Origin of the sequence: Selenomonas dianae (assembly GCF_030644225.1) — a bacterium.
In the GTDB taxonomy this organism is placed as follows: Bacteria; Bacillota; Negativicutes; order Selenomonadales; family Selenomonadaceae; genus Centipeda; species Centipeda dianae.
On sequence record NZ_CP128650.1, the window covers coordinates 35,675 to 50,384 of the forward strand.

Consider the following 14,710-nt stretch of genomic DNA (forward strand, 5'->3'; position numbering starts at 1 on the left):
CAATCACTGCTTGTCGTTCTCGTCGAAGACATCGCCGCACTGCGGGCAGAACTTCGGCGGGTGGGCGGGGTCGTCGGGCTTCCATCCGCACTTGTCGCAGACGTAGAGCGGTGCGCCCGCAGGTTTCGGCTTGCCGCAGTTCGCGCAGAACCGCCCTGCGTTCGTCGTGCCGCACGAGCACGTCCATCCGTCTGCGGAGGGGCGAGGTTTGCCGCACTCGGCGCAGAACTTGCCCGTGTTGCCCGTGTGTCCGCAGGAGCACGCCCATCCTGCCGCAGGTGCGGGCTGTGGCTTGCCGCAGCCCGCGCAGAATTTCCCTGTGTTGCCCGTCTGTCCGCAGGAGCAGGCCCATCCTGCCGCTGCGGGTGCCGCCTGCGGCGGTGCGAGCGGATTGCCCGTGGGAGCTGCGCCGCCCTGCGGTCCGAACGCGCCCATCGCGCCCATGCCGGCGTTTCCTGCCATGCCCATGCCCATGAAGCCGAACGCGCCGCCCATGCCCGCCTCGTTGCCGGCGGCGGTGCGCATGGCATCCGCCGTGGCGCTCGCGAGACGACCCGCACGCAGGTTCGGATCGCTCATGATGGCGCTGTCCTGGATCTCCTTGATGCGCTTCTCGTCCTCCGCGTCCGCCTTGACGCTCGACACACCGAAGGAGACGATCTCGATGCCGCGCCGCTTTCCCCACTCGTCGGACAGCTCGGCGGAGAGCTCATTGCGGATGTCCTTCGTGTAGTTGATGAGCTGGGTGTAGCGGATGCCCTTCGCCGCGATCCGCCCGAATGTGGGCTGGAGCGCGGTGAGCAGCTCGCTCTTGAGCTGGGAGTCGATCTCGCTGCGCTCGTATACGCCCTCGACGTTGCCGCAGACGTTTGTGTAGAAGAGGATCGGGTTCGTGATGCGGTAGCTGTACTCGCCGAAGCAGCGGATGTTGACGTTCAGCGTGTATGCGCCGATCATGGTCTCGAACTGGATGGACTGCGCCGTCCCGTACTTGTTGCCCATGATTTCTTTCGTGTTGAAATAGTAGATGCGCTGATCCTTGGGCGCGTCGCCGCCGAACGTGAAACGCTTGCCCATGTTCTTCAGCACGGCCTTCAGATCGTTTGCGAGATCGCCGCCAAAGACGGTCGGCTCGGTGGAGGCATCGAACGTGAACGCACCGGGTTCGGCGCAGATCTCGACCACCTTGCCCTGTTCGACGATGATCATGCACTGCCCGTCGTTTACGGCGATGACGGAGCCGCTCGTGATGATGTTGTCCGTCGCGCTCGTGTTGGAGCTGCGTCCGCTGACGCGCTTCTGCCCCTTCGCGACAAGCGTATCCTTATCGAGGCTGTCGCAGTAGAAGTATTCTTTCCACTGATCGGCAAGAACGCCGCTGACCGAGCCGACGGCTGCTTGAATAAGTCCCATCGTATGTCCTCCTCTGCTCAACAACATGATTGTTCTAAAAGTTCCACTCCATTTTATCACATTTCAGAGAAAAATATACTGTTATTCATGACAGGTAGATAAAAAAATTGGAAATCTTTGGCGATTTGCCGTCGAAACAAATAGAAACGCTATAATAGGATTCTGATTTGATATATATATAAACGAAATAATAAGAATAAATAATATCGGGGGAATTTTTATTTGCAGATTTGTCATATCTATTTTATAATAAATGAAAAATGGTTTGTTTCCAAAGGATGATACGAGATGAAACAATGGATGCTCCTATGTATGCTCGCCGCCTTCGTGGTCTGTGCGGGCGGCTGCGGTACGGAGCGGGGGGACAGTGGTCCTGTGCACGGCTCGCAGATTGTCTGCGCCACATCCGAATACGAGGAGATCAACCCGCTGACGGATGAGTACAGCGGGGCGGCCCTTCTGCTCTTTGACGGGCTGATGCGGCGCGACGGGACGGGCGCGGTCGTGCCGGGGCTGGCGGCGTCGTACGAGTACGATCCCGAGACCTATACCTATGTGTTCCATCTGCGCGACGGGGTGGTCTGGCACGATGGGAAGCCGCTGCGTGCGGCGGATGTCAAGTTCACCATCGATGCGGTGCAGAACCCGCTGGTAAGGGCGTCCAACAAGCTGAACTTCGAGGATGTGCGCGAGGTCACGGAGATCGACGAGCGGACGGTGCGCATCCGCCTGTCCGCGCCGAATGCGGCGTTCCTCGACCATATGCTCCAGCCGATCCTGCCCGCGCATCTCCTGGCGGGGCGGGATCTGATGGCGACAGGATTCTTTCACAGCCCGGTCGGGACGGGCCCTTACCGCATGGAGAGTTGGGAGGCGGGACGGCGGCTCACGCTCGTACGGAACGAGAACTACTATCGCGGCGCACCCAAGATCGAGCACTTTGTCTTTAAATTCCTGCCGGATGAGGAGACGGAGGTCGGCATTCTGGAGAAGGGCGGTCTCAATCTGGCGAACCTCTCACCGAAGAATGCGGCGCTCTTTGCGAACAGGGACGGTTTTCGCCGGTACGCGATGAAGAGTGCGGACTATGCGGCGATTCTCGTGAACCGGACACACCCCTACTGGCAGAAAAACAGCGATCTTCTCCCTGCGATTGCCTATGCGATCGACCGTCAGAAGGTCATTGACGAGGCGCTGATGGGAACGGGGATGCCCGCGTATGGACCGTTGCAGCGCAATGTCTATAACAATCCGGATGTCCCGCACTACGACTACGATCCCGCGAAGGCACGGGAGCTTCTTGTGTCGGCGGGCTGCACGTTGGGATCCGACGGCTACTATATGCGCGACGGGGAGGAGGTCGGCTTTGTCCTCACGCTGCGGAACGACCAGTACAGCCGCCTCGACATCGCCAATACGGTGGCGGCGCAGCTATGCGAGGTCGGCATTCACTGCACGGTGGAGACCCCCGCCAAGGTGGATCGGGACGGGCAGATGGCATATCTGAGCCGCGCCGGCAGCGCATTGGATGCGGATGTGCACACCTACAAGACGTTTCGGACGGACGGGAGCGCGAACGACGGCCACTACTCGAATCCGCGTGTGGACGCGTACCTCCTGGCGGCGCGGCGCACGCTCGATCCCGCCGAGCGCAGGCGGCTCTATGGGCTGTTCCAAGAGGAGGTGGCGCGGGATCTGCCGTATGTGTTCATCTGCTACATCGACCGCAATATCGTGACGAGTACGCGTGTACACGGCATCACGGAGGATCTGGTGCTCGGTCACCGCGGTGCGGGGATGTTCTGGAATGTACACGAGTGGACGGTGGACTAGTACATCCGTCTGTATTGCAAACGGGGCTGCTGCACGAAGCTGAAAACTTCGTGCAGCAGCCCCGTTGTCGTGTGCGTGCCGCACCCTTCTCACACGAGATCGACGCGCAGGACGCCGTCGATCCCGCGCAGGGTATCGACGATGAAGGCGGGCTTCAGGTGCTCGCCGTTGTACACCTCGAAATTGAGGTAGACGCGCCGCTCCCCGTCCGTCTCCGCTTCATCCTCGTCGGTCTTGACCTTGACCCCGCGCGTGCGCAGGTGCAGATCCTCGATGCACGCGCTGATGCGCATGATCTGGCCGGGACGGTCGACGGTGTGGATGGAGAGCGCGAGGAGATGGTCGTGATCGACCAACGCATCGAGCCGCGAGAGGTTGCCGAGGATGAGAAAGACGATCGCCGTCGTTACCCCCGCCGCGAGATAGAAGCCCGCGCCGACGGCAAGCCCCACGCCTGCGACCACCCAGAGCGTCGCTGCCGTCGTGAGCCCCGTGACGGTCAGCCCCTCCTTCATGATCGCGCCCGCGCCGAGGAAGCCGATGCCGCTGACGACCTGTGCCGCGAGCCGCGCGGGGTCGGCGTTCGTCCGTCCCTCCACATTGTCGTAGAGCGCCTGTGACATGAGCATGATGAGGCACGAGCCGAGCGCGACGAGCATATTCGTCCTGAGCCCTGCCGACTTGTTCCGCATCTGCCGCTCGTAGCCGATGATCCCGCCCATCACGCACGAGAGCACGAGGCGCAGACAGATCTCCCATTCCTGCATGAGTTACTTCCCTTCTATATTATATGCTTTATGATATACTTTGGCGAATCGGTACGCCGCAGCAACGTATTTCCCACATTATCCACAGCTGTGTAAAACCCTGTGGATAAAATTGTTCAAAAGCCCGAAACAGCCTTTATCCACAGCATTTTGCACAGTGTGTATAACTTTTGCGAACGATTTTCCAATTTCTGTGGATAATGTGGATAAAACAGTGGATAACCCCATATATAGGATGAATTTCGTGAGGTAAATCTATATTTTGTAGCAAAAGGTGCTGATGTTGTCCACAGGATTGTGGACATGGACGGGGAAAAGTATCCCGCGTTATCCCTGCGGCTTTGCACAGTATCCACAGCGGGGCGGAAGCACGGATCCATTCAGTACGCCCGCTCCTCTGCGCTCCATGCGCGGTAGGGATGGGCGATGAGCGCGGCATTGTAGTAGCGGCGTACGCCCGTCACCTCTGCGCCCGCCCATGCGGGCAGGGGGAACTCCTGCGCCTCGTCGGTCAGCTCGATCTCGGCGACGACCAGCCCCTCGTTCGCCCCATGAAACACGTCCACCTCCCAGCGAAATCCCGCGACGTTTTCCACATAGCGCGTTTTTTCCAGTGGGGGGGCGTCGCAGAGCGCGAGCAGTTCCTGTGCCTCGTCGGGCGGGATCTCGTACTCGTACTCGCACCGCGATGCGCCGTGTGTTTCCCCCTTGATCGTGAGGAATCCCTGTATACCTGCCATTCGGATTCGTACGGTTCGTTTCGGATCACGTGAGAGATAGCCCTGTGCCATCGGCGTTCCGACACCGGTCGGACGGAAGGAATTTTTTACCTTGAATTTTCGTTCGATTTCAACACCCATGAAGCCGCGTCCTTTCTGGATTTTATGGAAGAATCCCTTGCATATTCCGCGCGTTTGCTATATATTATGTGGTACTGAGCGGATGGCGTCGTGCCGGCGCGGATACATGCAGGTTACGTTTCTGGACGTATTGTAGCAGTGTGTGCGCCGGAGTGCAACCCACCGCACGAAATACACATCCATATGCAGGGAACTTTGTAAAGGGAGGACAGGACGCGCTTTGACAGCATTACCACCCAAGAGAAGAACAACGAAAAAACGCATCTGGCCGTATGTCCTGATCGGTGTCATTCTCATCTTCGTCCTCGCCGCCGGTGCCGGCGCTTTTTTCGCGCAGAGCAGTCTGCTCGACCGCGCGCAGAAGGAGCACAAGGAGGATCTGCTGGTCGCAAAGGACAAGGCGACGATCATGATTATGGGCGTGGACGAGCGCAGTGACGATGTCGGGCGCAGCGACACTCTCATGGTCGCCACCATTGATCCCGTCCGCAATGAGGCATCACTTCTCTCCATCCCGCGCGATACGCGCGTGGCGATCCCCCGCAACGGCTATGACAAAATCAACGCCGCCTACGCCTACGGCGGGGAGCGGCTGACGCAGACGACCGTCGAGGACTTCCTCGGTGTGCGCATCGATCACTATGTCATCATCAATACCCACGCCTTCCAGAAGATCATCGACGCCATCGGCGGCATCGACATCAATGTGGAAAAGCGGATGTACTATGAAGATCCGTGGGACGACGACGGCGGGCTCATCATCGACCTGCGTCCGGGGATGCAGCACATGGACGGCAAGACTGCCGTCACCTATGTCCGCTACCGCGACGAGGAGGGGGACATCGGGCGCGTGCGGCGGCAGCAGAAATTTATGCGCGCCTGCGTCGATGCCGTCACTACGCCTGCGATCCTGCCCCGCCTGCCGGGGATCATCAGCAGCGTTATCGACAGCGTCAAGACCGACCTCACCGTACGTCAGATGCTGGAGTTCATCGGTACGCTCAAGGAATCGCAGGCAAAGGGGCTGCGCACCGATATGGTGCCGGGCCGCCCGCTCTACATCGACGAGGTGAGCTACTGGATCCCCGACATGGCGCAGCTGCGGCGCGGCATGGCGAACTCCCTCGGCATCACCCTCAGCAGTGCGGAGCGCAGCCGCATGGAGCGTGCTGTGCGGGAGTACGAGGACTCCATTCCCGCAGGGGCGACCGAGATCCCCGAGGGAGATACCTCCGTCGGGCGTGCCGTCAGTGCCGATGAGGCGCGCGACACGGGCAGCCGCAGAAAGTCCGAGCGGGAGGACAGGGACGGCAGGGACAGCCGCAAGAAAACCTCGGACGAGCGCAGCGAGGACGAGAAACAGGGGGGACGCGATGCCCGTCCCGGACGCACGGACGAGATCACATCCTCCTCAGAGACCGGCGGACGGCACGCGAGCACGCGCCGGAGCGCGGACGAGCCCGCTGCGCAGCCTGCCGCGCCCGCACCGCACGGCACAGATGCGCAGAGTGCACCGCCCGCACGCGGTCAGGCGACAGCGGGCAAGGAGGAATAGGTAGGAGAGCGAACGGGACATTTCCCGTAGAAAGGAAGATTCACCATGGCAAGCAAATTTGATGCAGAGGCACTGGAGCTTCATAAGCGGTATCACGGCAAATTCGAGATTCATCCGACCGTTCCGCTCGGCACGCGCGACGACCTCAGCCGCGCCTACACCCCGGGCGTCGCGGCACCGTGTCTGGCGATCAAGGAGAACCCCGAGGAGATCTACGACTACACGACCAAGGGCAACATGGTCGCCGTCGTCACGAACGGCACCGCCGTCCTCGGGCTCGGCAACATCGGCGCGGGTGCAGGACTGCCCGTCATGGAAGGGAAATCCATCCTCTTTAAGGGCTTTGCGGGCGTGGACTCCGTCCCTGTCTGCGTGAACAGCCAGAAGGTAGAGGATGTGGTGAGAGTCTGCCAGCTCATCGCCCCCACCTACGGCGGCATCAACCTTGAGGACATCAAGGCGCCCCAGTGCTTTGACATCGAAAACGAGCTGAAGAAGACCCTCGACATCCCCGTGTTCCACGACGACCAGCACGGCACGGCAATCGTCGTCGTCTCCGCACTGCTCAACGCGTACAAGTACCTCGACAAGGATCTGCGCACGGCGAAGATCGTCATCAACGGCGCGGGTGCGGCAGGACAGGCGATCGCACGCCTCCTCTTTGCCTACGGCATCAAGACCGTTGTCCTCTGCGACACGACGGGCGCCGTCTACGAGGGGCGCAAGGAGAACATGAACCCGTACAAGGATGCGCTCGCCAAGGTCTCCAACCGTCAGAAGGAAAAGGGGACGCTCGCCGAGGTTATCAAGGGCAAGGACATCTTCATCGGTGTTTCCGCGCCCGGCAGCCTCACACAGGACATGATCAAGAGCATGAGCGCGGATCCCGTCATCATGGCGATGGCGAACCCCGTCCCCGAGATCCTGCCCGACGAGGCAAAGGCGGCGGGCGCACGCATCGTCTGCACGGGACGCTCCGACTTCCCGAACCAGGTCAACAACCTCCTCGCATTCCCCGGCATCTTCCGCGGGGCGCTCGACGTGCGTGCCAAGGAGATCAACGATGAGATGAAGATCGCCGCTGCGAACGCCATCGCCTCCCTCATCCCCGAGTGCGAGTTGAACGAAACGAACATCATCGCAAGCCCGCTCGACCCGCGCGTCGCCCCGACCGTCGCCGCCGCCGTCGCCAAGGCTGCGCTCGACACCGGCGTCGCCCGCCTGACGGACATCACCCCCGAGGCGGTCGCCGCGCATACGCGCGAACTGCTCGGACATACGATTGCCTGAAAATAAGCATAAATGCAGCGCCGCTGAAGGACAACGATCCTTCGGCGGCGTTTTTTTGCGATCGAGCAAATCACTTGATTGTAACAAAAATTATAAATAAAATGTATTATCTTATTTCTTATTATAATGATATAATGACTCTTACTAAGTCTTTTTAACAATTCCCCAAGGAGCGATTGACACGATGAAAAAAATCATGATGAGTCTTGCCGGGGCGCTGTCCCTCTTGACCGCAAATGCCGCCGCAGCGGAACCCGGCCGCCGCATATCTGGGCTATGACAGTGCCTACCCCACAACACCGAACGCGCAGAACTGGGGCGACGGTCGTCGGCAGTGGAAGACGGACAATATTGCCCTCCAATACACCACGCCCAATACATCCCTCAGCGTGTTTGACTATCGGCAGACGCGCCACGACGATGTGCGCCGTGTCATAAAGCCCATGGGGCGGCTCCGCCTTCTGGACTGGGAGACCTATTGGGACTCGAAACTCCGCAGCTACGGGCTACACCGACCGAGGGAACAAGTATCGCGACGCCTTTGCCCCCGGCCTCTCCCACGCGGAGTGGCAGTCCCTCCTCGGTGTTCCCGCGCCGGAGAAGGGCATGAGCTACGAGCTCGGATGGCGGGCGCAGTTCGGAGAGAAAACGGCGGTAGGCGTCACCGGATTCTACTACGACATCGACGATTTTCTGAACATCCAGTTCAAGGGAGGACTTCTGCCGCCCATCGTCTACAACGTCGGCAATGTCAAGGTGAAGGGCGTCGAGCTCACCGGCGAGCATCGTTTCAACCCCCACTGGGCCGCGAGCGCCGGGTATACGCGGCAGAACACGAGCAAGAGCGGCGATCGCTTTGATGCGCCGCTGAAGGGAATGCCGGAGTCCACCTTCCATGCGGGGCTTCGCTGGGACAACCTTCACGGCTGGCAGTCGGCATTGGATCTGCGCTACATCGGCGCCATCTCAACGTCCTCGGACAGCGACTACATCTCGCCCTATGTGGTGGCGGATCTGACCGTATCCTACGCCTTCAAATCCCACATCATCAATTTTGCCGTCAACAACCTCTTTGACCGCTACTACGAGCAGACGCGTGATTTCCGTCAGCCCGGCATCAATTACAATCTCTCATATCAGTACACCTTCTAAGGAAGCGCTGAATTGATCCGTACTTCCCGAAGCAGCAAACGGGCGCCTCATTTATAAAGAAAGGGGATTTCATGAAAAAGATATACACACTCCTGTGCCTTGCCCTCCTGTGCATCTTCGTCCTCACAGGCTGCACCAGCGAAACGGCATCCGAGGACAAGGCGGAGCAAAAGACTGTGACCGTCACCGACGCCGCCGGGCGGAGTGTGACGCTGAAACAGCCCATCCGAAGCTACGCCATCAGCACCTTTGACCTCATCGACTTCATCGTCCCGCTGAAAGGGGAGGAAGCCTTTGCCATGCTGAAGGGCGTCGGGGATTCCGGCGGGAAAAAAAGCTACGATAAAGTCTATGAGCCGCGCTTTCCCCAGTACAAGGATCAATGGAAGATCATCTCTCCCCACAACGCTCCCTTCGACGTGGAGGCGATTCTGACCGCGAAGCCCGATGTCCTGATCGTGAACTCCGCCATGCAGGGACATATGCACGCCATGGACATCGAGCCGCGCCTCACGGAGGCAGGCATCGCACTGCTCCTGGTCGATGTTCCGGGCACGAGCCCCCAATCGGCACAGGATCTCTATCGGCTCTTGGGAGAGGTCTTTGGTGAACCGGAAAAGGCGAGCGAGGTGGCCTCCTTTTTGGATCAGCAATATGCCGATCTACAGGCAGGTCTCGCGAAGGTCAGCGGTCCAAAGCCCCTGGTCTACTACGAAAAATCCGGCTCCGCCGAAATCTTTGGCCCGTCCAGTCGCAGCAATGTCTCCGGCTGGGGGACGCTCATCACGCGCGCGGGCGGCGAAAATCTGGCCGATCGCGCAGGTGCGGGAAAACCGGTGGACGGTCCCCCGGGTTCTGTGAGCTTGGATCCCGAATACATACTGACCTCCGACCCCGATTTCATCTTCCTCAGCGGCACCTCGCCCATGGGACTGGGCGCGCCTCCCGAGGAGTCTATCAAAGATCGGTTCAGCATCGTAAGCCGCCCCGGCTGGGATCGTCTGAAGGCGGTCAAAAACAAGAACGTCTACGAGTACCAGCATGAGCTTGCCCGCACCACCTGTGTCTTTTATCCGATGCTGAGTTTCGCCAAACTCTTTTACCCCGAGGCATTTGCCAATATTGATCCGGAAGCGCGCCTCGCGGAATTCTATGATCGCTTCATGCTCATCAAGAGCAGTGACGGCCTGTGGAAGATGCGACTGCCATGAGGGCAGAAAATGCGCATCCTTCGGACACGGCACCCTCTGCCTCCCCCGTCACCGACGGGCAAAAAGTCTACGAAGCCATTACCAAAAGGAAAGTCCTCGTCGTCCTCCTGCTGCTCCTCGGGACGGCGGCGGGCTTCTTCCTCAACCTCATCGCCGGCTCCTCCGACATCGGTCTGCGGGAAGCCGCCATCGTCCTCACGGGCGGCAGCGTCGATCCCACCACCGATACCGTCATCCGCAGCATCCGCCTCCCCATGGCGGTGATGGCGATCCTCGCAGGTGTCGCTTTCGCCGTCGGGGGCTGTGAGATGCAGACCATCCTGGGGAATCCGATGGCAAGCCCCTATACGCTCGGCATATCATCGGCGGCGGCGTTCGGTGCAGCGGCGGGGATCGTCCTGCAGGTGCGTATCGATCTGCTGCCGCCCAACCTCATCGTTACAACAAACGCCTTTGCCTTCTCCCTCGTGGCGGCGTTTCTCATCTATCGCTTTGCAGCGTGGCAGCAAAGCAGCCGCAACACCATCATCCTCTTTGGCATTGCGCTGAATTTCATCTTCAACTCCCTCACCATGTTCCTCCAGTACATCGCCGACGAAAACAAACTCCAAAGCATCGTCTTCTGGACCTTTGGCAGTCTGGCGAAAGCCTCATGGGACAAGGCTCTCATCCTTTGCGCCATCACCCTTTTGACCCTGCTCTTTCTCCATCGCCGCGCTTGGCAGCTCACCGCCCTCGTCCTCCAAGATGCCAGGGCGCTCAGTCTCGGGGTCAACGTCCCGCAGCTGCGGCGGCAGGTCATCATCCTCATCTCCCTCCTGACAGCGACCACCGTCTCTTTCGTCGGTACGATCGGCTTTTTGGGGCTGGCCGCCCCCCACTTGGCCCGTGGTCTGGTCGGGGAGGATCATCGCTATCTGCTGCCCGCCTCGGCGCTCTTCGGCGCCTTTCTCCTCTCGGTCGCCTCCCTCCTCTCCAAGATGCTGATTCCCGGTACATTGCTGCCCATCGGGCTCATCACCTCCATCTTGGGCATCCCTTTCTTCGTGCTCCTCATCTTTACGGCGGGGAGGCGTTATTCATGATCCGCGTGGAAAACATGAGCTTCGGCTATGCCAAAGACCGCATGATCTTTTCGGATCTTTCCCTCCGCTTTCATGCGCGCGTCAACGCGATCATCGGCCCCAATGCCGCCGGCAAATCCACCTTCCTCAAGTGCCTCTTCGGTCTCCTGCCCGCCTCGGGCAAGATCCTCTGCAATGATCGCGACCTGCAGCGTATGAGCCACGAAGAAAAAATGGCGCGCATCGCCTACCTGCCGCAGGAGGAAACGAAAGCCGGCGGGTTCACCGTCTTTGAGGCGGTGCTGCTGGGGCGTCTGCCGCGTCTGCATTGGAAAGTGACGGCGGAAGACACGGACGCCGTCATGGAAGTCCTCTCCTTGCTCCATTTGGAACAACTCTCCCTCGTTCCCTTTGCGCGGCTCTCCGGCGGACAGCAAAAGCTCGTCTCCATCGCCCAGACATTGGTGCGAAAGCCACAGATCGTCCTCATGGACGAGCCTACCAACAGCCTCGACCTGCAAAAACAGTTGGAGCTTTGTGAAACAGTGCGAGCCATCAGCCACGCCTATGACATCACCTTCATCATCGTGCTGCACGATTTGGGCTTGGCCGCCCGTTTTGCCGACGAGGCATTCGTCTTTTCCCCGTGGGGCGGGCTGTACGCCCACGGCAAGCCGTCCGATGTCATTCATACCGCGATGCTGCGGGAAGTCTACGGCGTAGACGCAGAGGTTCTACAGGACGAAACGGGCATTCCCATCGTCGCTGCGCGGGCATCCCTGCGCACCGCCGGTGGTGAAAAACGGGCGGCTGATCCATAAAAAATAAGGGCTTTTCTGCGAAACATCCTCGCAGAGAAGCCCTTGTTTTATTGCGCATGATCTCTGACATATGCCTTTGCCGACCTTTGACATATCTCAAAATAGTGCGCCAGACGCTCCTCCAAGACCGCCGTATCCTTCTCACCGGACGAATGCCCCGGATTCTCGTACAGCGTCGCCGTCCAGTCACACTCCGTGCGCAGATAGAACGTCATCACCCGAACGGCGTGCGCCCGATCCTCCGTGTGTGTCGGCAAATAGTAAAACGTCACCCTGCGCCCATGCGCCGCAGCGAGCAGCGTATCATCGCCCTGCGGACGGTACAGCTCATACAGCTCCCGACACACACGCACCACATCCGCCCCGTGTGCCTCATGGAGGAAGATAACATCCCCCTTTCCAAAGAGCGCATCCCCCTGTATGGGATCTGTCAGCGAACACGCTCGCAGAGCCTCTGCCTCCTCCGGAGAAGCCGCCGTGAGATGATATGCCGACGTGATGGCACACACCTCGGGATAGAGATGGGCGAAATACGCCTCCGCATATGCCGCAGCGGCATCCGTATCGCGATAGAGGAATGGGTAGGGAAATTGGGCGCGCCGAATCTCCGCCGTGCAGGTGAAGTAAATTCCGTTTCCTTCGTCATAGAGCGCATAGACATTCTTCGGAAACGGCTTCTCCCGCGCGACCTGCACCGACTTCGGCACAACATGTGTCCCATAGGTATGAAACGTATCATTGACGCGTGCGGCAACCTCATCTGCCGTAGCAGGATCACTGTTTTCCGTCACCCAAAAATCACAACCCGAAAGCATGGAACACAGCAGAACGAGCACCGAAAGACAGAACCATCGCTTCATATCAGTACATCTCACATTCTGCCCGCAGCGCGTACGAACCTCTCCCAGATCTCCGCATACGCCGCCTCCACGTCACGGACATACGTGCGGGCGTCGGTCAGCGGTGCGTGCGCGAGGATCGTGCGCAGATTCGCCCGCAGGGCGGCAAGGGTCTCGGGCGCGGATGCGAGTGTCGCCGCGATCTGCACATAGGCCGCAGGGGTATCGGCGATCAGTTCCGCGAGGTTCGCATTCCGCAGCAGGCTCTCCCCGAACCGTGCGCCGTGATCCCTCCCGCAGAGCGTTATGACAGGCACGCCCATCGCCAGAGCCTCGCAGGTGGTGATGCCGCCCGTGTAGGGGAATGTGTCGAGTGCGATGTCCATATCCCCATACTCTGCGAGATGGTCGCGGCTGAACGGGCGCATCTCCACGCGTCCGGTGGGAATGCCGCAGCGCGTGAAACGCTCCGCCGCGAGCTCTCTGCCCTCCGCACTCGCGAACAGCTTGCTCTTGACAAGCAGACGCGAGCGCGGTACAGCATCGAGCACCTCTTTCCAGAGATGCAGCACCTCGTCCGTCACCTTGCTGAAATTGTTGAACGAGCCGAACGTCACGCACCCGTTTTTCTGCGACGGCGGCGGAGCGACGGGGGGAAGCTCCTCGGGCAGCACATAGCAGAAATGGCTGTGCGGCAGACGGATCATCTCCTCGGTAAAGGCGGGATCTGCCGTCCCGATGGGGTCAACGTGCACATCCGAAAGCATATAGTCAACCGCAGGCAGACCCGTCGTATTGAAGTAGCCGATGCCCGTCACCTGCACAGGCGCGGGCTTGTGCGCGAGCACGGGAAGACAGTTGTCCTTCGTATGTCCCGCGAGATCCACGAGGATGTCGATTTCGTCCGCACGCACGCGTGCCGCGACCTCCTCTGCGGGCATCCCCTGTATGTTGCGCCACACGTCCACCGCCGCGCGGAATGCGTGCGAGAGCGCGTCCTCCGCACCGTTCATGTAGCAGTGGACGGAAAAGCGCGTGCGGTCATAGAGAAAAAGGAGCGGCCGCATGAGCGTCCCGACGGGATGTGTGCGCAGGTCGGGCGAGATGTAGCCGATGCGGATGCGCTCATGCCCGCGTGCAGCGTCCGCCGCGCACGAGAGCGGGCGCACATCGGCATAGAGTGCGCCGTAGCCGCGTGCCAGTTCCGCAGCATCCGAGCGCAGACCTGCGGGTAGATAGTTCGCGGCAAAGAGCGCGTTGCTGTACTCAATCGCCTTTTTTTCACGCGTCGTTTCGAGACGGCTCGATGCGCGGAAGGCATCGACCGCCGCCGCACTCTCCCCCGTGAGCGTCAGCGCCTCGCCGAGGAGGCTGTAGGCACTCGCGAGAAAGACCGTATGATAGGCAATGTTGTCCCCTGCGGCAATTTTTTGTTCGAGCGCGGCGATCAAGGTGCGCAGATGGCGGATCGCGGTGCAGAACTTCCCCTCCGCACGGTCGATGTAGACCTCCTGTCGCGCCGCGCCCGCATGGTCGGGGCGGATCGTGCGGAGGCGTGCGATCTCCGTACGCGCCTCGTCGTAGCGCTCCAGCCCCGTCAGCGCCGCCGCACGGATGTAGCGCATCTCCGCATCCTCGGGCAGTACGGCGAGCAGCTCCGCCGCCGCCTCTTCCGCGCGTGCGTACTCCTTTGCCTCGTACAGCGCATTCGCCCGCATCAGCATCTCCTGCCGCTGCGCCGCTATGTTCTTCACAACATCCCTCCTCACCAATTTAGATTGTTATTCGACGGGAAAACAGAGAAATCCTTTATTATCGCGAAGAGCACGCCCGTATCCCCCCGCACATAGACTTTTTCCCGCGAAAATGCTATAATCAACGTGGAATATTGTGCAACGAACACGA

12 protein-coding genes are annotated in these 14,710 nt (G+C 60.0%); 7 read left to right on the forward strand and 5 right to left on the reverse strand.

What is annotated here, in order from left to right; translation table 11 throughout:
- Positions 1-3: 3 nt before the first annotated feature.
- A complete protein-coding gene (locus QU667_RS00180) occupies positions 4-1,413 on the reverse strand; it encodes an SPFH domain-containing protein (protein WP_304987336.1) in 1,410 nt (469 codons plus the stop codon).
- A 288-nt stretch (positions 1,414-1,701) separates the two neighbouring features.
- On the opposite strand from QU667_RS00180, the gene QU667_RS00185 reads away from it, so the two are divergent.
- Positions 1,702-3,246: an ABC transporter substrate-binding protein gene (locus QU667_RS00185; RefSeq protein ID WP_304987337.1), complete on the forward strand. Its 1,545-nt coding sequence runs from the start codon at positions 1,702-1,704 to the stop codon at positions 3,244-3,246.
- A gap of 89 nt (positions 3,247-3,335) precedes the next feature.
- On the opposite strand, the gene QU667_RS00190 is transcribed toward QU667_RS00185, so the two are convergent.
- Positions 3,336-4,013, reverse strand: a complete 678-nt coding sequence (locus QU667_RS00190; RefSeq protein WP_304987338.1) for an MgtC/SapB family protein — start codon at positions 4,011-4,013, stop codon at positions 3,336-3,338.
- A 380-nt stretch (positions 4,014-4,393) separates the two neighbouring features.
- Positions 4,394-4,873 (reverse strand): CYTH domain-containing protein, encoded by a 480-nt coding sequence (locus QU667_RS00195; RefSeq protein WP_304987339.1) that lies wholly within the window; start codon positions 4,871-4,873, stop codon positions 4,394-4,396.
- Positions 4,874-5,093: 220 nt separating this feature from the next.
- On the opposite strand from QU667_RS00195, the gene QU667_RS00200 reads away from it, so the two are divergent.
- The 6 genes from QU667_RS00200 to QU667_RS00225 all read left to right on the forward strand — a co-directional run bounded on the left by QU667_RS00200 (position 5,094) and on the right by QU667_RS00225 (position 11,966).
- Positions 5,094-6,428 (forward strand): LCP family protein, encoded by a 1,335-nt coding sequence (locus QU667_RS00200; RefSeq protein WP_304987340.1) that lies wholly within the window; start codon positions 5,094-5,096, stop codon positions 6,426-6,428.
- Between the two features lie 45 nt (positions 6,429-6,473).
- Complete coding sequence (locus QU667_RS00205) at positions 6,474-7,718, forward strand: NAD(P)-dependent malic enzyme (protein ID WP_304987341.1); 1,245 nt, start codon at positions 6,474-6,476, stop codon at positions 7,716-7,718.
- Positions 7,719-8,324: 606 nt separating this feature from the next.
- Positions 8,325-8,870 (forward strand): TonB-dependent receptor domain-containing protein, encoded by a 546-nt coding sequence (locus QU667_RS00210; protein ID WP_304987342.1) that lies wholly within the window; start codon positions 8,325-8,327, stop codon positions 8,868-8,870.
- Between the two features lie 71 nt (positions 8,871-8,941).
- Complete coding sequence (locus tag QU667_RS00215) at positions 8,942-10,081, forward strand: ABC transporter substrate-binding protein (protein WP_304987343.1); 1,140 nt, start codon at positions 8,942-8,944, stop codon at positions 10,079-10,081.
- Positions 10,078-11,166, forward strand: coding sequence for a FecCD family ABC transporter permease (locus QU667_RS00220; protein WP_304987344.1), 1,089 nt, complete (start codon positions 10,078-10,080; stop codon positions 11,164-11,166). The genes QU667_RS00215 and QU667_RS00220 overlap by 4 nt, the downstream gene beginning before the upstream one ends.
- Positions 11,163-11,966, forward strand: coding sequence for an ABC transporter ATP-binding protein (locus tag QU667_RS00225; protein WP_304987345.1), 804 nt, complete (start codon positions 11,163-11,165; stop codon positions 11,964-11,966). Before QU667_RS00220 ends, QU667_RS00225 begins: the two co-directional genes overlap by 4 nt.
- Before the next feature lie 47 nt (positions 11,967-12,013).
- On the opposite strand, the gene QU667_RS00230 is transcribed toward QU667_RS00225, so the two are convergent.
- Together QU667_RS00230 and QU667_RS00235 are read right to left on the reverse strand one after the other, a co-directional pair.
- Positions 12,014-12,826: a hypothetical protein gene (locus tag QU667_RS00230; RefSeq protein ID WP_304987346.1), complete on the reverse strand. Its 813-nt coding sequence runs from the start codon at positions 12,824-12,826 to the stop codon at positions 12,014-12,016.
- Between the two features lie 11 nt (positions 12,827-12,837).
- A complete protein-coding gene (locus QU667_RS00235; RefSeq protein WP_304987347.1) occupies positions 12,838-14,559 on the reverse strand; it encodes an O-linked N-acetylglucosamine transferase, SPINDLY family protein in 1,722 nt (573 codons plus the stop codon).
- Positions 14,560-14,710: the final 151 nt, after the last annotated feature.

Coding starts and splice junctions, on each gene's coding strand:
- QU667_RS00205 (WP_304987341.1), top strand. CDS start 6,474: ATGGCAAGCAAATTTGATGCAGAGGCACTGGAGCTTCATAAGCGGTAT.
- QU667_RS00225 (WP_304987345.1), top strand. CDS start 11,163: ATGATCCGCGTGGAAAACATGAGCTTCGGCTATGCCAAAGACCGCATG.
- QU667_RS00190 (WP_304987338.1), bottom strand. CDS start 4,013: ATGCAGGAATGGGAGATCTGTCTGCGCCTCGTGCTCTCGTGCGTGATG.
- QU667_RS00210 (WP_304987342.1), top strand. CDS start 8,325: ATGAGCTACGAGCTCGGATGGCGGGCGCAGTTCGGAGAGAAAACGGCG.
- QU667_RS00180 (WP_304987336.1), bottom strand. CDS start 1,413: ATGGGACTTATTCAAGCAGCCGTCGGCTCGGTCAGCGGCGTTCTTGCC.
- QU667_RS00215 (WP_304987343.1), top strand. CDS start 8,942: ATGAAAAAGATATACACACTCCTGTGCCTTGCCCTCCTGTGCATCTTC.
- QU667_RS00220 (WP_304987344.1), top strand. CDS start 10,078: ATGAGGGCAGAAAATGCGCATCCTTCGGACACGGCACCCTCTGCCTCC.
- QU667_RS00230 (WP_304987346.1), bottom strand. CDS start 12,826: ATGAAGCGATGGTTCTGTCTTTCGGTGCTCGTTCTGCTGTGTTCCATG.
- QU667_RS00185 (WP_304987337.1), top strand. CDS start 1,702: ATGAAACAATGGATGCTCCTATGTATGCTCGCCGCCTTCGTGGTCTGT.
- QU667_RS00195 (WP_304987339.1), bottom strand. CDS start 4,873: ATGGGTGTTGAAATCGAACGAAAATTCAAGGTAAAAAATTCCTTCCGT.